Here is a 23,476-nt window from a genome sequence, read left to right as displayed (position 1 = left end):
TTTTGGAAAAGCTTGATTTTCAAAATGATACTAGCTATTGGTATCAGTTTATTTATTAGCTCACATATATCTGAGTTCGTCAGCCAACAAATCGAAAAGGTAGTGGCGTTAAATGGTAGTGCAGGAGTGGCCATTAATACATTTATTTCGCTATTTATTGGTACAGTTATTATTTCTTTATGTACAAGGTATATCGTCTTAAAACGTGTAAAGCGCGTCTTAAAAGCAATGACGGAAGCTGCGGATGGCGATTTAACAGTTCGTATAGATGATAAATTGAAAGATGAAATTGGTCAATTATCAACGGAATTTAATCATATGTTAGAGCAAATAGGTACAGTTATTGAAAAGGCGAATAAAGCATCTTCGGATGTTTCTACTTTTACAAATGAATTTACTACTATTACTGAGCAAAGTAGTAACACAGTTGAAACCATTTCTGTTGCCATTAGAGAAATTGCTGCTAGTGCAGAAGGGCAATTGAAGCAAATGGACTTATTATCGGACTCCGCTAACTTAATTTCCAAAGATATGGACCATGCTTCATCCGCAGTCCAGGCAGTTGCAGATATAGCGAATGAAACGAATCAAAAGGCTGATTTAGGATTACAGTTAATTGAACAAACGATTGGAAAAATGAATACCATTAATGAATCTGTACACCAATCAACAGAGGTTGTTAATGAGCTAGGGGAAAAATCGAAGGAAATTAGTACTATTGTGGCACTAATTACAAGTATTACGGATCAAACAAATTTGCTTGCACTGAATGCTTCCATAGAGGCGGCACGTGCAGGAGAGGCTGGAAAAGGATTTGCGGTTGTGGCAGATGAAGTAAGAAAACTAGCAGAGGAATCTGGGAAGGCTGCTGACAATATTAGAACATTAGTAGATGATATCTTAAGTCAAACATCAAGCGCAGTTTCTGCTATTAATAGTGGTACACAATTTGTGGAGGAAGGGCGAGAGGCTGTTGAGCAGACAGGTGGTGCCTTTAAAAATATTGTAGATTATTTACAACAAATTAGCCAACGTACCAAGGAAGTTACGGATATAGTATTGCGTGTAAATGACAAGGCAAGCCAAACCGATTATGCAACAAAAGAAATTGTTGATATTGCAAATAGCACATCTTCAGGTATACAGCATATCGCGCTCTCTATAGAGCAACAAACTGCGTCTAACGAGGAAATTGCAAGTGCAGCAAATGTCCTTCAGACGATGTCGAATGACTTACAAGCCGAAATAAGCCAGTTCAAAGTAAAATAACAAAAGAGAAAGGGAGCATCTGTATTATGAGATGCTCCCTTTTTTTGAGGATGTCGCTCTTTAAATGGAAAAGGACATCATCTGAATTATTTAGATTCTTTATCTGTATCTTCTGCTTTGTCGCTAGATTCTTCCTTAGAAGCTTTTTCTTCTGCTTTTTTAGCCTCTTCTTCAGCCGCTTTAGCTTGTTCTTCACTTGTAGTCGTAAAGAATTCTAGGGAATCTTTTAAATCTTTATCAGAAGTTTTAACATTCGCATCTTTTGCCATTTTCGCAACGATGTCTTTTAGAATAGTTTGTGCTTCACCTGTTTGGTTCAGTTTACTTAACATAGTTGTACGAATTTTTTCTTCTTCATCTTTAAATGAACCAACATCTTTCACGTCACGTTTCTCCGTAATTTCGATTACGTGATAACCAAAGCTAGATTTTACCGGCTCACTTAAAGTGTTTAATTCAAGCGCATAAGCAGCATCGTTAAACTCATCAACCATCGAACCAACTGAGAACCATCCAAGCTCGCCGCCTTTTTGTGCAGAGCCTGTATCTGTAGAGTACTCTTTTGCTACATCAGCAAATTTAGCGCCACCTTTTATTTTTTCAATGACTTCTTTTGCTGTTTTTTCATCTGCTACTAAAATATGACGACCATTTAGTTCTGTTTTCATTTGCTCGTAGTATTTTTTCACATCTTCTTCTTTAATGGCTTGGTCTTTTAAAGCTTTTTCTTGAAGAAGTTGAACGCGTAATGAATCTTTAAAGCCTTGCTCTGTTAAGCCACTTTCAGCTAGTGCTTGTGCAAAACCATCACCAAATTGTGAAGCTGTTGTATCGTAAGCTTCTTTAAGTTCTTTATCTGTTACTTCATATTTGTCAGACAATACTTTTTCAGTCACCATTTGCTGTAATACATATGAGCCTGTTAAAGATTTGGCTTTTTCATTAAAGTCAGCAACTGAAATATCGCCAACTTTAGAAGTAACGATTGCTTTGCTATCTCCGCCGCTACACGCACCAAGCGCTAAAACAGAAGCAGCTAAAGTTAAAGATAAAACTGTCTTTTTCATAGTGGATATTCTCTCCTAACATGGTTTCGTCCATTTTTTACTATAACATAAACGTTTTAAAAACAAAATGGTTCCCCCTTGAGTATTGCCTATATTTCAAATTTTGAAGCGCATAGGATATAGAAAAGAAAGGGGGTGAAGTTATGGGCAACGGAGGATACGGTGGCGGTGGCTACGGCTCAGGCTTTGCTTTATTAGTTGTGTTATTTATTTTATTAATTATCGTTGGTGCAGCGTTCCTATACTAATTAATAAAACAGTGAAAAGCTAAGAGCTCTATTAACTCTTAGCTTTTCTTAACAATGTTAGTACTTCACGCCGCATGCCAAAGATCCAAGCCGTTAGTAATGGTTTGAACAAGTTGTTTAATGGGGACTCAACTTATCTTGTAGCGTGCGGACGTGAATGTATTTTACTTTTCGATTGTTATACTGCATATAAAATTTCAATATAAAATGAGACAAGTAAAATGGTAATAAGTATATTTATAGTTCGGAATATTTTTGGCTGGTTTTCTTCGGGAATTTCACGTCGCATACATAGAGCATATGTCATACGGTTAATTTGAAATAAATAGAATACCGAGAATAGAACTACAATCATTAATAGCAAGTCTATTCCTCCCCTCTTTCAATAGTAATAGCATAACAAAGAACGCCATTAAAAAACAAGTACAAGCAATTTAGTGAACAGTTGGTGGAACTAAAATCTCATAGCCCTTTGGTGTTTCTTCAATTTGTGAGTTTTTTGGTGAATTCAATAAATATTTCACGTAAAGTATATCAATTAAACATAGACTACAGTGATATGCTAACAGCAATGTACCGTAATGTGTATAGGCTGGTAGTAGCCAAGTACCTATGATAATACTAGTATTGAGAACGATAAAAGGCGTAAGAAGTGCTAGTATATAGCGATTTTTGGATAATGGCTCATGAATACGCATGTGTAGAACAGGAATTAGATAAAATTGCGTACGGACACGCAATTTAAGATGCTGTCGTAAATCGTACAGAGCTAAAAAGTGTAGAAACTTGTGAACCGGATAAAGTGTTAATACGGCTATTACAAAGAGCCAGAATAAATGATCGGTGTAGTGCTCTTCATTAAATAAATTAAACGTCACATACGATACGGAAAAAACGGATAAAAAAGTAATAACACCCATTATAATAATACGCGTAGTGCCGTAATGATGTTCAAGATTTAAAATTTTCCAACAGTGCATAGTTTATTATCAACTCCGAAAATAGGAAGTGTCCTATTTAATGTAAATTGAATTGTCTTAGAATGCAAGAGAAAGGAGGTACTTCAGAAATATTTCTGAAATACCTCCTTTCACATAATTTATTCCTGCTAGCACAACAAGAATCCCCATGAAAATATCTGTACGATAGTTTTATTTATCCTTTTACAGTTGGACGTTCTTCAAGGGTGTCAAAGGAATCACGAAAATGCTGGAAGGAGCGTTCAAAAATATCGATGAAATCCTCACCATAAATATTACGAATGACAGCCATTACGTCTAAAAAATCTGGGAAACGGCCATATAAGTCCTTTAAGGCCAATGATCCTTCTAATACAGAATGATAAGTATTATGGTAGTTTTTATTCATCTCTACAATGAGCTCTGTACCAGCTTCAGTTAGCTCAACATACGTATTGCGCTTATCATCATCTCGCTTTGAAAACTTAAGGAAGCCACGTTCTTCTAATTTTTTGGAGAAATTGAATGCTGTAGATACATGCATGACTCCAAACTTTGCTACATCCGAAATAGATGCCCCTTTTAAATGATAGGAAATCCACAGAATATGGTGTTCATTAATATTTAAATCATAGGGTTTAATCCATTGTTGCCAATCTTTCTCAACCGCTTTCCATAGTGCTTTCGATAATTGCGCGATTCTTTGACTATAAAGCATAGCTTCTTTTTGTGTGTATAATTCCTCTGACAATACCATCACCTACTGCTTTCTTTCACATTTTTAAAAATATTATAGCAGTAAAGAAAAAAAGTTTAAAGTTAGAAAAATTCAAAAATTGAAAAGTGGTTAAAAAATAATATTATAGCAATAGTTTTTGATGAAAAAATAGATAAGTAAGCTCCTAAAGAGGACTTTAGTCGCTTATTTTTTTCTGTGGTTTTTCCTTATTTTCTGTGAATTGTGCAATGTTTTTCTCGATTTCGCTTATCGAATTCTGTAAAGCATCTAATTCTTGTTGCAAATTATTTTTATTTGGCTCTATTTCTTCTGAAAAAGTGGTAATTGTTTGTTTTAAATCATTTATTATTTGTGGGATATTATTTTTAACTTCGTTTGTTAAAGTATTGACAGAGTGTTTCACAGTCCCTACTTGTTGTTTAACATCGAGGAGCATGCCTTTTGTTTGATCTACGTTTTGTTTTAAAGTTGTACGTAACTGCTGGCCTGATTGTGGAGTTGAGAACAAAACAGCAGCTGTTCCACCGATAATACCTGTTGCTAGTCCAATTAAAAATGGTTTTGCTTTCATAATATATACCTCATTTCTTGTCATGTTTATCTACTATTAAACCATGAAAAGCATGAATACAAAAAGAAAAAGAAACTGAACGAGTGATAGATCATCACAGTGCAGTTTCTTTTAAATGTTTAAAGTCAATAGTTATGAAATCTGAGAAATGGCTGTTACAAATTTAGAGCGCTTCACTAATTTTGCTACAATAGGATAAATAATAGCAAAAGCAACGACATTAAATGCTACAGCTGGAAGGACAACCCCAATAAATAGCATTGTAAACGTTGCACCTACATTTGCATTGAAAACAAAAAGTGCTGCTGCTAAAAAGACTGTACCTGATAGAATAGTACCCAAACCAACTAAAAATGCAGAGACAGCGAAACTCTTTGCTATCCTTTTTAGAATAACTAAAGCAGCTAAAAACACAAAGCCTGTCACCGCTTTATCAATAATGTTCGGAACTAGACCAGCAGGAAATGTTGTGAACAAACCTGAAAGTACCCCTGTTGCTAGCGAAAGTAAAAACGTTTCTTTCACTGTAGGAAATAATAAAATGCCAATGAACATCATTGTTAACATGAAATCAGGCTTCATGCCATTAATCATTCCCGGTGTCACGACATATAGTGCCGCTCCGATACCAACTAAAAGGGCCATTAATACTAAATTCTTTGTATTCATTTTTAATCTCTCCTCGACTGAGCTAATCTATTAGTTTCCCAACGTGTCCTCGTGACCGTTAGCGAAACTTATTTGTGATTGTACGCTAAAATTTTTATATTTGCAATACAGTAATTGGGTTATTAAAATGTTAATATATGACAAAAAATTATAAATGAGCTTTAATATTTTCGGCCACATCAGCCAATTGTTCAGGTGAATATTTTTGCGTTTGCCAAACTAAACCTAAGCCTTCTTTTTCGTCATAACGCGGAATAAAATGTAGATGATAGTGGAACACAGTTTGTCCAGCTGCCGCCCCATTATTATTAATTGTATTCAAACCTATTGGCTCAAACGCTGCCTTTATGGCATTCGCAATCTTCGGTGCAACAGCGTATAAATTACGTGCAACATCCTCTGGCATTTCGTATAGATCTTGGCAGTGATGCTTTGGAATTAGTAAGGTATGACCCTTTGCAACTGGCGAAATGTCTGTAAATGCATAGACATGTTCGTCTTCATAAACTTTTGTACTTGGAATGGATCCATCGATAATTTTGCAAAATAGGCAATCGCTCATGAGAATTTCCCCCTTAACGTATATGTAAATTCATTCTATCATACTCAAACCTGTATCATTTGCTAATTTTTGATAAAATATAAAACAAGAAGAGGAGTGAGGATATGTCAGTATTAGAGGTACAGCATGTGACAGGTGGATATACAAGAAAACCTGTTATTAAAGATTTATCTTTTACTATTGAAAAAGGAGAGCTTGTTGGCTTAATTGGCTTGAATGGAGCTGGGAAAAGCACAACGATTAAACATATAATTGGAACAATGTTGCCAAAGGAAGGGGATATTTACCTTAATGGGGTAACGCTAAAGGAAGATACGGACAAGTATCGTACAGCCTTTTCTTATATCCCTGAAACCCCCGTGCTCTATGATGAGCTAACATTAAGGGAACATTTAGAATTAACAGCGATGGCTTATGGTATTGATAAAGCAACTCTAGATGCTCGTTCTGAGGTACTTTTAAAGGAATTTCGAATGGAGAAAAGATTAAACTGGTTTCCTTCGCATTTTTCAAAGGGAATGCGTCAAAAGGTTATGATTATGTGTGCCTTTCTAATTAATCCTAGTCTTTATATTATTGATGAACCTTTTGTGGGGTTAGATCCTCTGGGGATTCAATCATTATTAGATCAAATGGATGAGAAGAAAAAAGAAGGTGCTTCCATATTAATGTCTACGCATATCTTGTCAACAGCCGAAAAGCATTGTGATCGAATTATATTATTGCACGAAGGAAGAGTTCGAGCACAAGGAACGATGGCCGATTTGCGTCAAACATTTGCGATGCCTAATGCAACGTTAGACGATCTTTATATTGCAATGACAAAGGAGCGGGACCATGAAGAACTTGCGTGATGTATGGTCCTCTCGCTTCATGCATTATATAGGAGAAGTACAAAAATATATGCAATTTATTTTTACAGGGCATATTGCCATTGTGCTTGTATTTCTAATTGGAGCAGGAGGCTACCAATATAGTGAATGGTTGAAAGTTGTACAGACAGATTTCCCAGCTGAAATACTTATTGCTGTTTTTATAGGCATTTTATTGGCTTTTAGTCGTCCTACTACATTATTGAGAGAGCCAGACCAGGTATACCTATTGCCCCTAGAATCTAAAATGTCACATTATTTCAGCAAGGCTTTAGCTTGGACATTTTGGTCTCAGGTGTGGATTGTAGCAATCGTCTACATCGTCAGTATCCCGTTATTAAAAGCAGTGACTGATTTAACAACAATTGAAATTTGGTCCATTTTCATACTAGTGATTGTACTGAAATATATAAGTGTTCGAGGAGAATTTAGCTATCGATATAGTGAACGTGGTCAAATGGTTTGGGTGGACAGGCTGATTCGAGCAATAATATTTGCTGCAGCTGTTTATATGGGTCTGCAAGCTCAGTTGCTCCTAACCATTGTGGCTACAGTCATTAGCATCATTTATATGATTGTCTTTAGAAAAAAATCTGTCGGCGAACCAGTACCTTATGAACATTTTGTAAAGCTTGAACAAAATCGTATGATGAGTTTTTATCGTTTTGCAAATTACTTTACAGAGGTACCCCATCTACATGGAAGCATTCGACGTCGAGGATGGATGGACTGGCTCTATAAATTCGTACCATATGGTAAAAAAAATTCTCAAAAATATTTGGTGTTTCGCACCTTTGTCCGTACAGATGATCATTTTTATTTATGGCTCCGTCTTACGGCAATTGCAGGAGTGATTGCAGCCTTTGTAGACATTCCGATAGTTACATGGATTGTAGCTGGGGCACTAAGCTTTGCAACGACTATTCAATTAAAGCAAGCATTACTATCAAGTGGAGAATTCCGCATGGATATGCTGTTTCCATTGCCAGATAATGCTCGTCAACTAGCTGTGAAGCAAATTGTACGTCTAGCTATGGTTACACAAGCAATCATCGTTGGATTATGTGCAATTACACAGCCTATGTTTTACATTGTAGTTGTTATTGTTTTAGTAATTAGCGAATTGACTGCGAAAGTATCTAAATAATGAAAAGCTCATTTTCCCAGTACTGCACTGAGAAGATGAGCTTTTATTTGTTGTAGATCTATTCTGATTGCTCTTTGGGCATAGCACTATAAGTTGTTACGTAGGAAGCTGCTGAGAAAATGTTCTGCTGATTTACTCCTGTTGAATCATCTCTTTTAGCATGAGCTTTTTCAAAGGCTTTAGAGCTTTTCCAAGCTTCAAATGAGTGTGGTCCATGCCATTGAGTCATGACAATATAAGTGTCACTTTTGATGGGACGAAGTAATCGGTAGGACTCAAATCCTGGCTCATCTTCAATGGCATGTGAGCGTTGTAAAAAGCGATGCTCGAAAACAGGGCGACCTTCATCTGTTACGGGAATATTATTAAGAACAAAGAATCCATGTTCTTCTAGCTCGTTTACCGAATCTAACACTTCAAATTTGCGGGGTGTGGCAAAAACAGATTTTCCTTCTGTTTCATGAATTAATACGGAGTTTCCCTCTCCGTGAATTAAGATCATATGCTCATTTGGATACTTATTTTTCAGTTGCTCTAAAAAATCACCAGTACCAGAAGTTAAATAAATATTCATCAATTTATCCTCCTTATGAATCTTGCTAATTATAGCGTGATTATACCCTTTTTAGCATAAGTCTAAGCTTTGACTAAAAAGAATCTGTCTAGAATGAACAATTTTATGACATTTCACTAGGATAACTATACAATAACAGAGGAAGCGTTTACTATTGGAAACGGATATCAATAATAATGGAATAAATAATACATTTTTTTCTTGATTCAGCAAATGTTTTTTGTACTAAAACAATGGATAAGATACAGAAGACTCTTTCCGCTATAGAAAGTGGTAAGCCCACTGATTCAAGATAAAGTCTCTGATGGGGATTGCAGATTTTGAAGAGAAGCTATTTGAGTAAACAGAAAGAAATCTGGAAACAATTACCCGAGAGCGTATGGATAGTAATGAATTTATCGAGGGGAAGGAATTATTCATGACAACTTTTAACGACACACTTCTGCGTGCTGCTCGTGGAGAAAAAACGACACACACGCCAGTATGGTATATGCGACAGGCAGGGCGTTCTCAGGCAGAATATCGTGCCATCAAAGAAAAATATTCTTTAGAGGAAATTACACATCAACCTGAACTATGTGCGTATGTCACTCGTCTACCTGTTGAAAATTACAACGTTGATGCAGCTATATTATACAAGGATATTGTCACACCTCTACCTGGAATTGGCATAGATGTAAAAATTAAAGCAGGTGTTGGTCCTGTTATTTCTAATCCAATTCGTTCAGTTGCAGATGTAGACAATTTAGGTGAATTCAATGCCAAAGAGCATACTCCCTTTGTACTAGAGACTATAAAAATCTTGACAGAAGAGCAATTAAATGTCCCGTTGATTGGTTTTGCTGGAGCACCATTTACACTAGCCAGCTACATGATTGAAGGGGGTCCTTCTAGAAACTATAACAAAACAAAATCATTCATGGTGTCAGAACCGCAAGCTTGGTTTGCGTTAATGGATAAACTTGCTGACATGATTATTGCAGATGTAACTGCCCAAATTAAAGCTGGTGCAAAAGCAATCCAAGTATTTGATTCTTGGGTGGGTGCTTTAAATGTGGAGGATTACCGTGTATTTATAAAACCAATTATGACGCGAATTTTTGCGGAATTACAAAAAGAAAACGTGCCATTAATTCAGTTCGGTGTTGGTGCAAGTCATTTAGCGAAGGAATGGAATGATTTACCGATTGATGTTGTCGGCTTAGATTGGCGTTTACCAATAAAAGAAGCACGCACGAATGGCATTACAAAACCAGTCCAAGGTAACCTAGACCCATCTCTATTATTGGCGGATTGGTCAGTCATTGAAAAACGAACTAAGGACATTATCGATCAAGGTTTAGAAATGCCAGGTCATATCTTTAACCTAGGCCACGGTGTTTTCCCTGAGGTTGATCCAGCGGTCTTAAAACGTTTAACGACACTTATTCATGAATATAGTGCACAACAAATACAAGCTCGTTCTTAAAAAAGCGAATTCAAATGTGAATTATGTCCTTTTCTATGTATGAAATTTTTATCATAGAAAGGGAGCTGTCCAAGATAATAGATTGGACAGCTTCTTTTTATCACATAATGTATAAAACATAAAACAATTTAGAGGTGAAAAGGGTAATGAAAGAAGTTAAAGGCTTATTGGTAATGGCATACGGAACACCTTATAAAGAAGAGGATATTGAACCTTACTATACACATATTCGTCATGGTCGCAAACCTTCGGAAGAGCATTTAGAGGATTTACGTAGTCGCTACGAAGCGATTGGAGGTTTATCTCCTTTAGCGGCAGCAACACAGGCACAAGCTGAAGCATTGTGTTCCCGCTTAAATGAAGTTCAGGATACTGTAGAATATAAATTGTTTATTGGTTTAAAGCATATTCATCCATTTATTGAGGACGCAATAGAGCAAATGGTGGCAGAGGGCATCAAAGAAGCGGTATCCATTGTTTTAGCTCCTCATTTCTCAACATTCTCTATTAAATCTTATAATGGCCGTGCTGTAGAAGCAGCAGGGGATCGCTTAACGATTACATCAGTAGAATCTTGGTATGATGAACCTAAATTTATTGAGTATTGGAAACAACAAGTCAATGATACGTTTAAGTCAATGTCAGAAGAAGAACGTGAAACAGCTTGCTTAATTGTTTCAGCGCATTCACTTCCTGAAAAGATTAAAGATTTAGGTGATCCTTATGAGGATCAATTAATTGAAACAGCTCGACTTATTCAAGAAGCAACTGATTTGAAAAACGTTGAGGTCGGTTGGCAATCAGCAGGACAGACGCCAGAGCCTTGGATTGGTCCAGATGTTCAAGACTTAACACGCGAGCTCTATGAAGAAAAAGGCTTCCGTTCATTTGTTTATACACCAGTAGGTTTTGTAACAGAGCATTTAGAAGTGTTATATGATAATGATTTTGAATGTAAAGTTGTTTGTGATGAACTAGGCGCAAAATACTATCGTCCGTCAATGCCTAATACACACCCTTTATTTATTGATGCGATGGTCGATGCGATTTATAAAAAATTAAGCTAAGCGAAAAGAAAGTGATGATGTTGGTGACTCAGAAAAGACGAAAGGTAGTTGTTGTAGGTGGTGGTATTACAGGCCTTACAGCTGCGTTCTATATGCAAAAACAAGCAAGCACAAAAGAATTGCCATTAGATATCGTACTTGTCGAGTCGTCATTACGTCTTGGCGGAAAAATTCAAACACTAAGAAAAGATGGTTTTATTATTGAGCGTGGACCAGAATCTTTTTTTGACCGAGAAAATTATGTAAATGCTTTAGCGAAGGATCTCGGTATTGAACAAAAAATCATGACAAGTAATGCAGGACCTAACTATGTGGCTGTCGGAAGTCAGTTATACCCAATCCCAAGCCATTTATTATCAGGAGAAACGCCACATATCTCGTCATTCATTACATCAGGTTTGTTTTCACTAAGTGGTAAAGTTCGCGCGGCGGGTGATTTTTTTATCCCGCGTTCCATACAGGACGATGATCAACCATTGGGGTCATTTTTTAGAAGAAGATTTGGCGCTGAGGTTGTTGAAAACCTAGTTGAACCATTACTGGCAGGGACATTTGCAGGGGATATTGAGCAATTAAGTATGAGTTCAACTTTTCCACAGCTTTATCATCTAGAGCAAAAATATCGTAGCTTATTAGTAGGGATGAAAAAGGCAGGAACAAATTTCTTGAGTAATGATGTTATTGATGAAAATAAAGGGATTTTTCAAACGTTTAGTAATGGACTTGAAACCTTAATCGAAAGTATTGAGGAATCTCTACTTCCTGGGACAGTAATGAAAGGTGTCAAAGTGGAAGAAATTGAACATGGAAAAGATGGGTCTGTACATGTAATGCTTAACAATTTCACACATATTAAAGCAGATGCAGTAATTATTGCTACACCCTTTAATATGGCGGATAAGATGTTCAGTAAGTATAATTTGTTAAATGAACTAGGGACAATGAAAGCTGCAACTATCGCAACCGTTACAATGGCATTTAAAAAGGAGCAGCTTGGTGATTTAGACGCGCTATCTTTTTATGTCTCTCGAAATAGTGATTTTTCAATAACTTCATGTACGTGGATGAATCGAAAATGGCCGGGTACCACGCCTGATGATTATGTGCTATTACGTAGTTACATTGGTCGAGTTGGAGATGAGGCGATTGTCGCATTATCAGATACTGAGATAGAAAAAACAGTGCTACAGGATTTAAATAAAACTATCAGTATAGATGGAGAACCCGTAACGACAGTGGTTACACGTTGGAGAAATGCAATGCCACAATACACCGTTGGACATGAGGCGAAGGTCCAACGCATAAAGCAGGAATTACGAGAACATTTTCCAACTGTAAAATTAGCAGGTAGCTCATTCGAAGGAATATCCATCCCCGAATGTGTGCAACAAGGTAAACATGTTGCTGAGGAAGTGTTGGCGGAAATTTTTTGTTAGTAGAAGCAAAATAGTACAAACATTATGTTTGTACTATTTTTTTATTGCAGTAAGTTCAAAATATAAAGAAATAGCAAACTAACTATTTCATAGTTTGCTATTTCCATAACTATATTTTGAAAATTTGAATAACGTTGTTCTAAGAAATTCGGTGACATGACCAAACGATACCGCCAGAGTTTGCTCCGCCTAGTATAAGAGAGATAGTTAATCCATTGGCTTCATAGAACAAATCAATCGTATCTCCAGCATTTAAATTCACTTCTCCTGCTAAAGTGATTGTGCCATTTCCAAGAACTGCTCGTAACGTTAATACAAGTGCCACATTGACGTTTAGTACAGGGAACAGGCCACTAATTAAATTTGTAGTAGCATTTTGCCTAATTGCAAATGAAGGGTTTATTCCCGCTCCTAAAGTAACAGTAATGGCCGCAGAAGTGGAGTAGTTAATGGTTGCTTCAAAGGAATACCTACCTGTAGTTGGTACAGTGAATATTCCAGTAGTTGGATTGAAAGCAGGTGTTGTAAAGTATGGTGACGCTACACTCCAGTTAGTGATTGAAGTAGATCCACTAACTGTCAACGTGTTTTTAAAGGCAGAGAATCCTTCAGTAAACGCAGGTCCAGTAGCCCCCGTCGTGCCTCTAGCCCCAGTAGGTCCAGTAGGTCCAGTAGCCCCAGTAGCCCCAGTAATACCCGTAGCTCCAGTAATACCCGTAGCTCCAGTAATACCTGTAGCTCCAGTAATACCTGTAGCTCCAGTAATACCCGTAGCTCCAGTAATACCTGTAGCTCCAGTGATACCTGTAGCACCAGTTGTACCTGTAGGGCCAGTAGAACCGGTAGTTCCAGTAACACCCGTAGCGCCAGTAACGCCAGTAGCTCCAGTTACCCCCGTAGGGCCAGTAGAACCGGTAGTTCCAGTTATGCCAGTAGCCCCAGTAGTTCCCGTTACCCCCGTAGCGCCAGTAACGCCAGTAGCTCCAGTTACCCCCGTAGTTCCAGTAGCCCCAGTAGCCCCAGTAGCTCCAGTTACCCCCGTAGGGCCAGTAGAACCGGTAGTTCCAGTAACCCCAGTAACCCCAGTAACCCCAGTAACCCCAGTAACCCCAGTAACCCCAGTAACGCCAGTAGAACCGGTAGTTCCAGTTATGCCAGTAGCCCCAGTAGTTCCCGTTACCCCCGTAGCGCCAGTAACGCCAGTAGCTCCAGTTACCCCCGTAGTTCCAGTAGCCCCAGTAGCCCCAGTAACGCCAGTAGCCCCAGTAGTACCAGTAACACCCGTAGTGCCAGTAGCGCCAGTAGAACCGGTAGTTCCAGTGATACCCGTAGTGCCAGTAGCCCCAGTAGTTCCAGTTACACCCGTAGCTCCAGCAGAACCGGTAGTTCCAGTAACACCAGTAGTACCAGTGATACCCGTAGTTCCAGTAATACCCGTAGCTCCAGTAATACCTGTAGCTCCAGTAATACCCGTAGCTCCAGTAATACCTGTAGCACCAGTAATACCTGTAGCACCAGTTGTACCTGTAGGGCCAGTAGAACCGGTAGTTCCAGTAACACCCGTAGCGCCAGTAACGCCAGTAGCTCCAGTTACCCCCGTAGGGCCAGTAGAACCGGTAGTTCCAGTAACCCCAGTAACCCCAGTAACGCCAGTAGAACCGGTAGTTCCAGTGATACCCGTAGTTCCAGTAGCCCCAGTAGCTCCAGTTAGCCCCGTAGTTCCAGTAGCCCCAGTAGCTCCAGTTAGCCCCGTAGGGCCAGTAGAGCCGGTAGCTCCGATATCACCAGTAGCCCCAGTAACACCCGTAGTGCCAGTAGCGCCGGTAGTACCCGTTACACCTGTAGCGCCAGTAGCTCCGATATCACCAGTAGCCCCAGTAGCCCCAGTAGCCCCAGTAACACCCGTAGCTCCAGTTAGCCCCGTAGGGCCAGTAGAGCCGGTAGCTCCGATATCACCAGTAGCCCCAGTAACACCCGTAGTACCCGTTACACCTGTAGCGCCAGTAACGCCAGTAGCTCCGATATCACCAGTAGCCCCAGTAGTCCCAGTAGTCCCAGTAACACCCGTAGCTCCAGTAGAACCGGTAGTACCAGTAGCCCCAGTAACCCCAGTAGCGCCAGTAGAGCCGGTAGCGCCGGTATCACCAGTAGCCCCAGTAACACCCGTAGTGCCAGTAGCGCCGGTAGTACCCGTTACACCTGTAGCGCCAGTAGCTCCGATATCACCAGTAGCCCCAGTAGTACCAGTAACCCCAGTAGCGCCGGTATCACCAGTAGCCCCAGTAGTCCCAGTAACACCCGTAGTGCCGGTAGTACCCGTTACACCTGTAGCGCCAGTAACGCCAGTAGCTCCAGTTAGCCCCGTAGTGCCAGTAGCGCCAGTAGAGCCGGTAGCTCCGATATCACCAGTAGCCCCAGTAGTCCCAGTAACACCCGTAGTGCCAGTAGCGCCAGTAGTACCCGTTACACCCGTTACACCCGTAGAACCAGTAGAACCAGTAGAACCAGTAGAACCAGTAGAGCCAGTAGAACCAGTAGAACCAGTAGAGCCAGTAGAGCCGGTAGCTCCGATATCACCAGTAGCCCCAGTAACGCCAGTAGGCCCAGTAGTACCAGTAACACCCGTAGTGCCAGTAGCGCCAGTAGAACCGGTAGTTCCAGTGATACCCGTAGTGCCAGTAGCCCCAGTAGTTCCAGTTACACCCGTAGCTCCAGCAGAACCGGTAGTTCCAGTAACACCAGTAGTACCAGTGATACCCGTAGTTCCAGTAATACCCGTAGCTCCAGTTAGCCCCGTAGGGCCAGTAGAGCCGGTAGCTCCGATATCACCAGTAGCCCCAGTAACACCCGTAGTGCCAGTAGCGCCGGTAGTACCCGTTACACCTGTAGCGCCAGTAGCTCCGATATCACCAGTAGCCCCAGTAGTCCCAGTAACACCCGTAGCTCCAGTAGAACCGGTAGTACCAGTAGCGCCAGTAGAGCCGGTAGCTCCGGTATCACCAGTAGCCCCAGTAACACCCGTAGTGCCAGTAGCGCCGGTAGTACCCGTTACACCTGTAGGGCCAGTAGCGCCGGTATCACCAGTAGCCCCAGTAGTCCCAGTAACACCCGTAGTGCCGGTAGTACCCGTTACACCTGTAGCGCCAGTAGCTCCGATATCACCAGTAGCCCCAGTAGTCCCAGTAACACCCGTAGCTCCAGTAGAACCGGTAGTACCAGTAGCCCCAGTAGAGCCGGTAGCTCCGGTATCACCAGTAGCCCCAGTAGTCCCAGTAACACCCGTAGTGCCAGTAGCGCCGGTAGTACCCGTTACACCAGTAACGCCAGTAGCTCCAGTTAGCCCCGTAGGGCCAGTAGAGCCGGTAGCTCCGATATCACCAGTAGCCCCAGTAACACCCGTAGTACCCGTTACACCTGTAGCGCCAGTAACGCCAGTAGCTCCGATATCACCAGTAGCCCCAGTAGTCCCAGTAACACCCGTAGCTCCAGTAGAACCGGTAGTACCAGTAGCCCCAGTAGTCCCAGTAACCCCAGTAGCTCCAGTAGAACCGGTAGTACCAGTAGCCCCAGTAGAGCCGGTAGCTCCGGTATCACCAGTAGTCCCAGTAGCGCCGGTAGTACCCGTTACACCAGTAACGCCAGTAGCTCCAGTTAGCCCCGTAGGGCCAGTAGAGCCGGTAGCTCCGATATCACCAGTAGCCCCAGTAGCCCCAGTAACACCCGTAGTGCCAGTAGCGCCGGTAGTACCCGTTACACCTGTAGCGCCAGTAACGCCAGTAGCTCCAGTTAGCCCCGTAGGGCCAGTAGCGCCAGTAGAGCCGGTAGCTCCGATATCACCAGTAGCCCCAGTAGTCCCAGTAACACCCGTAGTGCCAGTAGCGCCAGTAGTACCCGTTACACCCGTTACACCCGTAGCACCAGTAGCACCAGTAGAACCAGTAGAACCAGTAGAACCAGTAGAACCAGTAGAACCAGTAGAACCAGTAGAGCCAGTAGAGCCGGTAGCTCCGATATCACCAGTAGCCCCAGTAGTCCCAGTAACACCCGTAGTGCCAGTAGCGCCAGTAGTACCCGTTACACCCGTAGCACCAGTAGAACCAGTAACGCCAGTAGTACCGGTAGAGCCAGTAGAACCAGTAGAACCAGTAGAACCAGTAGCCCCCGTAGCCCCAGTAGCGCCAGTAGCACCAGTAACGCCAGTAGCTCCTGTTACCCCAGTAGCCCCAGTAGAGCCGCTAGCTCCTGTTACACCAGCAATCCCAGTCGCCCCAGTGGCACCGGTAGGTCCGATATCACCAGTAGCGCCAGTAGCCCCGGTTACCCCAGTAGAACCAGTAACGCCGGTAGCCCCAGTAACCCCAGCAATCCCAGTAGCGCCGGTAGTTCCAGTAGCGCCGGTAGTTCCAGTAACGCCAGTAGCTCCTGTTACACCAGTAACCCCAGTAGTACCGGTAGCGCCAGTAGAACCGGTAGGTCCGATATCACCAGTAGCCCCAGTAGAGCCGGTAGCTCCAGTCACGCCAGCAATCCCAGCGGCCCCAGTGGCCCCGGTAGCCCCGGTAGAGCCCGTAACCCCAGTTGAACCAGTTATACCAGTAGCGCCAGTAGCTCCTGTTACACCAGTGGCCCCGGTAGGTCCGATATCACCAGTAGCGCCAGTAGAGCCGGTAGCGCCAGCAATCCCAGCAGCGCCAGTGGCCCCGGTAGGTCCGATGTTACCAGTGGCACCAGTAACCCCAGTGGCACCAGTAACCCCAGTAGAACCAGTAGCGCCGGTAGTTCCAGTAACCCCAGCAATCCCAGTAGAGCCGGTAGTTCCAGTCACGCCCGTAGCTCCTGTTACACCAGTAACCCCAGTAGAGCCGGTAGCGCCAGTCACGCCAGCAATCCCAGCAGCCCCAGTAACGCCCGTAGCTCCTGTAACACCAATAGCCCCAGTAGCGCCAGTAGGTCCGATATCACCCGTAGCGCCTGTAGAGCCGGTAGCGCCAGTCACGCCAGCAATCCCAGCGGCCCCAGTGGCGCCGGTAGCCCCAGTAGTTCCAGTAACCCCAGCAATCCCAGTGGCCCCGGTAGAGCCCGTAATCCCAGTTGAACCAGTAAAACCAGTAGCGCCCGTAGCGCCAGTCACGCCAGCAATCCCAGTGGCCCCAGTAGGTCCGATATTACCAGTGGCACCAGTAGCCCCGGTAGAGCCAACAATCCCAGCAGCCCCAGTGGCCCCGGTAGAGCCGGTTACCCCAGTAGAACCAGTAGCGCCGGTAGAGCCAGTAGCCCCAGTAACACCAGTAACACCAGTAACACCAGTAACACCAGTAACCCCAGCAATCCCAGTAGCGCCGGTTACCCCAGTAGCCCCGGTAGAGCCAGTAACCCCAGCAATCCCAGTAGCCCCAGTAGCCCCAGTAGAGCCAGTAGCCCCAGTAGAACCAGTAATGCCAGTAGCTCCTGTTACACCAATAGCGCCAGTAGCGCCAGTAGCGCCAGTAGCGCCAGTAGCGCCAGTAGCGCCAGTAGCCCCAGTAACACCAGTAACACCAGTCACGCCAGCAATCCCAGTAGCCCCAGTTGAACCAGTAATGCCAGTAGCTCCTGTTACACCAATAGCCCCAGTAGAGCCAGTAGAGCCAGTAGCCCCAGTAGCGCCAGTAACGCCAGTAACGCCAGTAACACCAGTAACGCCAGTAAAACCAGTAGCGCCAGTAGAACCAGTAATACCAGTAACACCAGTAACACCAGTAACACCAGTAGCCCCGGTAGAGCCAGTAACCCCAGCAATCCCAGTAGCGCCGGTTACCCCAGTAGCCCCGGTAGAGCCAGTAACCCCAGCAATCCCAGTAGCGCCGGTTACCCCAGTAGCCCCGGTAGAGCCAGTAACCCCAGCAATCCCAGTAGCCCCAGTAGAGCCAGTAGCCCCAATAGCGCCAGTAGCGCCAGTAGCGCCAGTAGCGCCAGTAGCACCAGTAGCACCAGTAGCCCCAGTAGCCCCAGTAGCCCCGGTAGTTCCAGTAGCCCCGGTAGAGCCAGTAACCCCAGTAGCACCAGTAGCACCAGTAACGCCAGTAACCCCAGTAGCGCCAGTAGCGCCAGTAGCGCCAGTAGCACCAGTAACGCCAGTAACCCCAGTAGCGCCAGTAGCGCCAGTAGCACCAGTAGCACCAGTAGCACCAGTAGCCCCAGTAGCCCCAGTAGCCCCAGTAGCCCCAGTACTTCCCGTTGCCCCAGTAATGCCCCCAGTAGTTCCGGTAGGTTTTACAGGCCAAACTGGACAACTTGAAATAGGTCCAGTTCTACAACAGCAAGGAAAAGAATTACATTTACTACATACTTGTTTTAAATAATTTCCAAAATGCAAAGTCTCACCTCCCCTCTCAAATATCGTATTCTGAGAATTGATAGAAGAGGTAGACACATAACTATTAAATAATAGTAAATAGAAGTTTGTTACATTGTTTAAGGATTTTTAATGTTCTACTAAATACAAATACGTAATTTTTTGTCCTGTTTAAACTAGCAATTAGAACTTCTAGGAATCCGTCTGATTAGACTTTAAGATTTGCTGAAAATACTTTTTATTGTGTAAAACTTTTGCGTCGTTAGGGATAAAGGAGCCAGCTAATTCATTGTGTGCGTTTGCGAGTTCGTATTCTTGAAGTCGGTCAAATAGAACACAAAGCTGTAAGTGAGGAAGCCAAGTTGAGAAGCTTTTATTTTGAAAAGGAGCGTTAGGATTTTGTTTAATGATAAGTGCTTGTTCGTACCAGAAAATAGCTTGATAATTCTTATATTGCTCCATGAAATAATAACCTAGGCGACAGCATGCTTCAGGGCGGGGGACATCGTATTCAAAGCTTCTTAATATAGAACTAAAATTGTTTTCCGGGTCATTTAAATTTGAATAGCAATCCGCTAATTTAAAGCAAGCACGAATATTATCCTCCACCCAGCCTAGTTTTGAGGTTAAAAATAATTCGTAATAGTAAATGGCTTCTTCAAATTGACCGTGATCTAGTAATTCATTGGCAAAATAAAAGGTATCTCTTGGTGATAATGTTTTACCAGATTCCACTAATGTTTTATAAATCGTTATATTACGTGAATGGTCATGCGTTAGTGGCAAGTGACTTACGGCTATATCGCTATCCAACAGTGTTCCACCCACTTCTAAATATTCGTGGACAGCACCAATCCATTGGAAATTTTTATCTTTCTTTACGAGTCTGTTTCTTCTTATTAAAGCATCTACATTTCCCTCACTATCAAAACTAAGATTGTAATTCATTGAAACGGCATCAATAGTAGCGGAAAGAGAATTCTTTAGCGCCTTAAATTTTTCTTGATCTTCTTCTAAAAATACATCGTCTGCATCTAACCAAAGAATGTAATCCATCGTTGCTTGCTGAAAGGAATAGTTTCTGGCAGCGGCAAAATGATGGATCCATTCGAAATCAAAAATTCTATCAGTAAATTGAGCAACAATTTGTTTTGTACGATCTGTTGATCCTGTATCCACAATATTGATTTCATCTACTAACCCTTTAACAGATTCAAGACATCTTCCAATGACTTCCTCTTCATTTTTCACAATCATACATAAGCTGATGGAAACCACATTTTATTCCTCCTTACGATTATCCTAGTAGTATATGTATAGAAGGAAATATTGGCTGGATGAATACAACTGAAATACTTCGTTTAAATTGTGAAATGTCTTTTTATGGTTTGTCATAAATTTACCTTTCAAGTTTCACCCGGATTTCACAATTGTGAAGTATAGTAAAGGGGCAGAGGTGATAACGTTGAAAAAATGGGCATTCTTCATTTTTTCTTTACTACAAATAATTTGGTTAGCTGGTTGTACTGAAAAATCGTATGAATCGATTGAGCGTGATCGGAATTTTATAGCTTCATTAAATATTCAAGAGCCATCCTTGGACTTTATTGATGAAAATGGTCATGTATTAGCAAAATGGTTATTTGATAAAGCTTACTCAGGAGCAACATTACTGGGGGATGATCAAGTCCTCTTATACGGACACCAATTAAATACCATTGATGTCTATACATTATCAACTGGAGAAAAGCTCTATTCCCAAAAGGTAGAGGTAGGTACAACAAATGTGTATTATGATAACAATATCAAGCAATTTTTTATAACGAATAGTAAAACTAATACAGTGACAAGCTTTGATCATGAAGGAAACATGTTGGCCTCACAACGAATAGGTAATTATCCTATGTCAATGGCATCGTATAAGGATAAGCTGTATGTAATAAATTTTAAAGATACAAAATTATCTGTTCTCAATATGAAAGATTTACAGATTGAACAGGAGTGGCCGATCCAAAAATCCTCACATGGGATAGCCATTATAGACGAGATAGACGAACTCTGGATAGGTGGTCATGGAGAAGGGAGTAAGCCAAATAGTTCGGTTAAAAAATACGATTTGAACAGTGGTCAATTACATGGTGAAATAAACATGCCATTAATGCCAGTAGGGTTAAAAAAGACAAAGGATGCTGTACTTGTTGTCAGTCATGGTCATAATGAGTTATATGTCGCTGACTTTGATGGTCATATAAAATGGCAGCAGGAAGTAGGAGCAAACCCTTTTGTGGTCAATCAATTTAAAGACTATATTGTGGTCGCTGGCTACGACGATCACAAATTGCACTTTATAAAAGATGGCCAGACAGAAAAAACAGTTGATGTGGGGAAAGGTGCTTTTCAGCTGTTAGTAAGGGAGGAAAAATGATGACAACTGTATTAATAGTTGATGATGAGCAAGATATGCGGAACCTAATCGAAATGATGCTTAATAACTCTGATATTGAAACATATACTGCTGCGAGTGGGACTGAGGCATACGATATAATTGTACGTGAGAAAATTGATTTAGTGCTGCTTGATGTAATGATGCCACACGAGGATGGCTTTGTTGTTTGTCAAAGTATACGCGCAATGTCAAATGTCCCGATAATATTCCTTACAGCTCGTGATGCTAATGAGGACAAAGTGAAGGGTCTTACACTTGGTGGAGATGATTATATTGTTAAACCATTTACACATGATGAACTAGCTGCTAGAATCTACGCAGTATTAAGAAGAAGTGGTGCAAATATTGCTGAGCTACAGCAAAAGTATGTTGTATTTGGTCCCATTAAAATAGATGAAATTGCACGTAAAGTATCAGTACATGGAAAAAGTATCCCCCTTACTTTAAAAGAATTTGAACTACTCCATTTATTTATGAAAAATCCAGGAAATGCTTATACACGAGAGCAATTATTAGAACGCATTTGGGATATTGATTATGTAGGTGGGACTCGAACTGTCGACACTCATATAAAAACCTTACGCATAAAGCTTGGAAAGGAAGCGGCTGCACATATTCAAACGGTCTGGGGAGTCGGCTACCGCTTTGATCCTGGCGAATGAAAAAGATAGCCACTCGTATTTGGTTGTTAATTTTCGCATTTCTAATTATTACTGTTGTTTTTATGTATGTCCTCACAAATTTTTTGTACCAACGTTTATATGTACAGGATACGGAAGATACAATGGTTGAGGTTGGCCTAAAGCTACAGACTATGTATAACAATGGAAAGGTAACGGATGAATTTATTGCTGATATTGAACGTTTTAACGATTATTCAAATTTAAATATATTTGCAGTAAGGAATCCACGTGAACTAAGTGCCTGTGTTCCATTTGATATAGATTATGAAACATTAATTGGTCCTGAAGAAAGACAAAAATTACTTTCTGGTAGTTATGTGCAAAAAATCGGCTATGAGCCTCGTTTTGATCGACAGCTAATTTCTGTAGTCTTGCCTCTTGTCGATCAAAATAGATTAGAAGGAATTATCTACATTTATTTCCCTCTAGCCAAAATTAGTGAATTAGCTAATAGCGGGGTGATTCTGTTATTTATTAGTGCCTTTATATTTTTAATGGTTGTAAGCTATTTAATTTATAAAGGGATTCGACATATTATGCGACCATTAAACGATTTGCAACGTGCTGTGGAACAGATGTCCTTCGGGAATTATGAGACACGGGTACCTGTAAATTCACGAGATGAAATTGGTAAATTATCAAGCACTTTTAATAAAATGGCAGAAGCAATCCAGCAGGAGGATGAAGCACAAAAAACATTTTTAGCCACTGTTTCTCATGAGCTACGAACTCCAATTAGCTATGTAAAAGGCTATAGTGAAGCAATGCAAAACGGCATCATAACAGAAAATCAAAAAGAGGAAACGATTCAGCTAATTGTTCGTGAGGCAAATCGTATGGAAAGATTGACGAACGAATTACTTCAACTTGCCAGAACTGAAAATGAACAAACAGAGATTGTAGTATATCCAATTCCTCTGGGAGAGACTTTACGAGAGGTTCAAAAAATCTTAACACATCAAGCTGATAAAAAGAACATAACCTTACATTTAGATGTGGACGATGCCCTCATTATTCAGGCAGATGAGGTAAAGCTTAAACAAATTTTTATAAATATTATTGAAAATGCTATTAATTACTCGTATGAAAATTCGAAGGTTGAAATGGTTGCTATTGAAAAGAATGGCAGTGCCCAAATTACCATCAAAGATTATGGAATCGGAATCCCACAAGAGGATATATCACACGTAACAGAGCGATTCTACCGTGTTAATAAGGCACGGAGCCGAGCAGATGGTGGAAGTGGATTAGGTTTATCCATTGTAGAGCAACTATTAAAACAGCTACAGGGAAGATTAGAAATAAAAAGTATTATTGAAAAAGGCACAATCGTTAAGATTACATTGCCATTAATGGAGGATTAAA

20 protein-coding genes are annotated in these 23,476 nt (G+C 41.4%); 10 read left to right on the top strand and 10 right to left on the bottom strand.

Features of this window, described 5'->3' with window-relative positions; all coding sequences use genetic code 11:
• Positions 1 to 24: 24 nt before the first annotated feature.
• Entirely contained in the window at positions 25 to 1,269 is a 1,245-nt protein-coding gene (locus tag ACE1MS_RS18850) for a methyl-accepting chemotaxis protein (RefSeq protein ID WP_447402558.1), read from the top strand.
• A gap of 86 nt (positions 1,270 to 1,355) precedes the next feature.
• Here ACE1MS_RS18850 and ACE1MS_RS18845 read toward each other — a convergent pair whose 3' ends face one another.
• Entirely contained in the window at positions 1,356 to 2,336 is a 981-nt protein-coding gene (locus ACE1MS_RS18845) for a peptidylprolyl isomerase (RefSeq protein ID WP_036217592.1), read from the bottom strand.
• Positions 2,337 to 2,479: 143 nt separating this feature from the next.
• On the opposite strand from ACE1MS_RS18845, the gene ACE1MS_RS18840 reads away from it, so the two are divergent.
• A complete protein-coding gene (locus tag ACE1MS_RS18840) occupies positions 2,480 to 2,584 on the top strand; it encodes a YjcZ family sporulation protein (RefSeq protein ID WP_004230765.1) in 105 nt (34 codons plus the stop codon).
• A 178-nt stretch (positions 2,585 to 2,762) separates the two neighbouring features.
• On the opposite strand, the gene ACE1MS_RS18835 is transcribed toward ACE1MS_RS18840, so the two are convergent.
• The 6 genes from ACE1MS_RS18835 to ACE1MS_RS18810 form a co-directional block, all read right to left on the bottom strand.
• The gene (locus ACE1MS_RS18835) at positions 2,763 to 2,948 is read right to left on the bottom strand and encodes a hypothetical protein (protein WP_008173337.1); all 186 of its coding nucleotides are present in this window, start codon (positions 2,946 to 2,948) and stop codon (positions 2,763 to 2,765) included.
• Positions 2,949 to 3,018: 70 nt separating this feature from the next.
• Positions 3,019 to 3,564 (bottom strand): DUF3267 domain-containing protein, encoded by a 546-nt coding sequence (locus ACE1MS_RS18830; protein ID WP_031418273.1) that lies wholly within the window; start codon positions 3,562 to 3,564, stop codon positions 3,019 to 3,021.
• 175 nt (positions 3,565 to 3,739) lie between these two features.
• Entirely contained in the window at positions 3,740 to 4,300 is a 561-nt protein-coding gene (locus tag ACE1MS_RS18825) for an HTH-type transcriptional regulator Hpr (protein WP_008173331.1), read from the bottom strand.
• A gap of 157 nt (positions 4,301 to 4,457) precedes the next feature.
• On the bottom strand, positions 4,458 to 4,853 hold the full coding sequence (locus ACE1MS_RS18820; RefSeq protein ID WP_031418274.1) for a YtxH domain-containing protein: 396 nt from the start codon (positions 4,851 to 4,853) through the stop codon (positions 4,458 to 4,460).
• A gap of 132 nt (positions 4,854 to 4,985) precedes the next feature.
• Complete coding sequence (locus tag ACE1MS_RS18815; protein ID WP_036160491.1) at positions 4,986 to 5,522, bottom strand: tryptophan transporter; 537 nt, start codon at positions 5,520 to 5,522, stop codon at positions 4,986 to 4,988.
• A gap of 148 nt (positions 5,523 to 5,670) precedes the next feature.
• Positions 5,671 to 6,084: an HIT family protein gene (locus ACE1MS_RS18810; protein WP_012292187.1), complete on the bottom strand. Its 414-nt coding sequence runs from the start codon at positions 6,082 to 6,084 to the stop codon at positions 5,671 to 5,673.
• 104 nt (positions 6,085 to 6,188) lie between these two features.
• On the opposite strand from ACE1MS_RS18810, the gene ACE1MS_RS18805 reads away from it, so the two are divergent.
• A complete protein-coding gene (locus tag ACE1MS_RS18805) occupies positions 6,189 to 6,938 on the top strand; it encodes an ABC transporter ATP-binding protein (RefSeq protein ID WP_036165492.1) in 750 nt (249 codons plus the stop codon).
• Positions 6,922 to 8,103, top strand: coding sequence for an ABC transporter permease (locus ACE1MS_RS18800; RefSeq protein WP_036160494.1), 1,182 nt, complete (start codon positions 6,922 to 6,924; stop codon positions 8,101 to 8,103). The genes ACE1MS_RS18805 and ACE1MS_RS18800 overlap by 17 nt, the downstream gene beginning before the upstream one ends.
• A gap of 58 nt (positions 8,104 to 8,161) precedes the next feature.
• Here ACE1MS_RS18800 and ACE1MS_RS18795 read toward each other — a convergent pair whose 3' ends face one another.
• Positions 8,162 to 8,677: an antibiotic biosynthesis monooxygenase family protein gene (locus ACE1MS_RS18795; protein ID WP_012292190.1), complete on the bottom strand. Its 516-nt coding sequence runs from the start codon at positions 8,675 to 8,677 to the stop codon at positions 8,162 to 8,164.
• 418 nt (positions 8,678 to 9,095) lie between these two features.
• On the opposite strand from ACE1MS_RS18795, the gene hemE reads away from it, so the two are divergent.
• The 3 genes from hemE (at position 9,096) to hemY (ending at position 12,648) form a co-directional block, all read left to right on the top strand.
• On the top strand, positions 9,096 to 10,145 hold the full coding sequence (hemE, locus tag ACE1MS_RS18790; RefSeq protein ID WP_031418282.1) for a uroporphyrinogen decarboxylase: 1,050 nt from the start codon (positions 9,096 to 9,098) through the stop codon (positions 10,143 to 10,145).
• Between the two features lie 146 nt (positions 10,146 to 10,291).
• The gene (gene hemH, locus ACE1MS_RS18785) at positions 10,292 to 11,212 is read left to right on the top strand and encodes a ferrochelatase (RefSeq protein WP_012292193.1); all 921 of its coding nucleotides are present in this window, start codon (positions 10,292 to 10,294) and stop codon (positions 11,210 to 11,212) included.
• Positions 11,213 to 11,226: 14 nt separating this feature from the next.
• A complete protein-coding gene (gene hemY / locus ACE1MS_RS18780) occupies positions 11,227 to 12,648 on the top strand; it encodes a protoporphyrinogen oxidase (RefSeq protein ID WP_036165498.1) in 1,422 nt (473 codons plus the stop codon).
• 139 nt (positions 12,649 to 12,787) lie between these two features.
• Here the strand turns inward: hemY and ACE1MS_RS18775 are convergent, their stop codons facing one another.
• Positions 12,788 to 19,003 carry a beta strand repeat-containing protein gene (locus ACE1MS_RS18775; protein ID WP_447402557.1) on the bottom strand — a complete coding sequence of 2,072 codons (6,216 nt, stop codon included), beginning with the start codon at positions 19,001 to 19,003 and terminating at the stop codon, positions 12,788 to 12,790.
• Positions 19,004 to 19,174: 171 nt separating this feature from the next.
• A complete protein-coding gene (locus ACE1MS_RS18770; RefSeq protein WP_031417821.1) occupies positions 19,175 to 20,260 on the bottom strand; it encodes a glycosyltransferase in 1,086 nt (361 codons plus the stop codon).
• A 178-nt stretch (positions 20,261 to 20,438) separates the two neighbouring features.
• On the opposite strand from ACE1MS_RS18770, the gene ACE1MS_RS18765 reads away from it, so the two are divergent.
• From ACE1MS_RS18765 to ACE1MS_RS18755, 3 genes are read left to right on the top strand one after another with little or no spacing between them, the layout of a single operon-like run.
• Complete coding sequence (locus ACE1MS_RS18765; RefSeq protein ID WP_230586073.1) at positions 20,439 to 21,407, top strand: YncE family protein; 969 nt, start codon at positions 20,439 to 20,441, stop codon at positions 21,405 to 21,407.
• Entirely contained in the window at positions 21,407 to 22,090 is a 684-nt protein-coding gene (locus tag ACE1MS_RS18760; protein WP_031417817.1) for a response regulator transcription factor, read from the top strand. Before ACE1MS_RS18765 ends, ACE1MS_RS18760 begins: the two co-directional genes overlap by 1 nt.
• Positions 22,087 to 23,475 (top strand): sensor histidine kinase, encoded by a 1,389-nt coding sequence (locus ACE1MS_RS18755; protein WP_012292200.1) that lies wholly within the window; start codon positions 22,087 to 22,089, stop codon positions 23,473 to 23,475. Before ACE1MS_RS18760 ends, ACE1MS_RS18755 begins: the two co-directional genes overlap by 4 nt.
• Position 23,476 lies beyond the last annotated feature (1 nt).

Source organism: Lysinibacillus sp. fkY74-1 (genome assembly GCF_053165895.1).
Note: the sequence above shows the minus strand (reverse complement) of the source record. Positions and strands in the feature narration are given on the sequence as shown.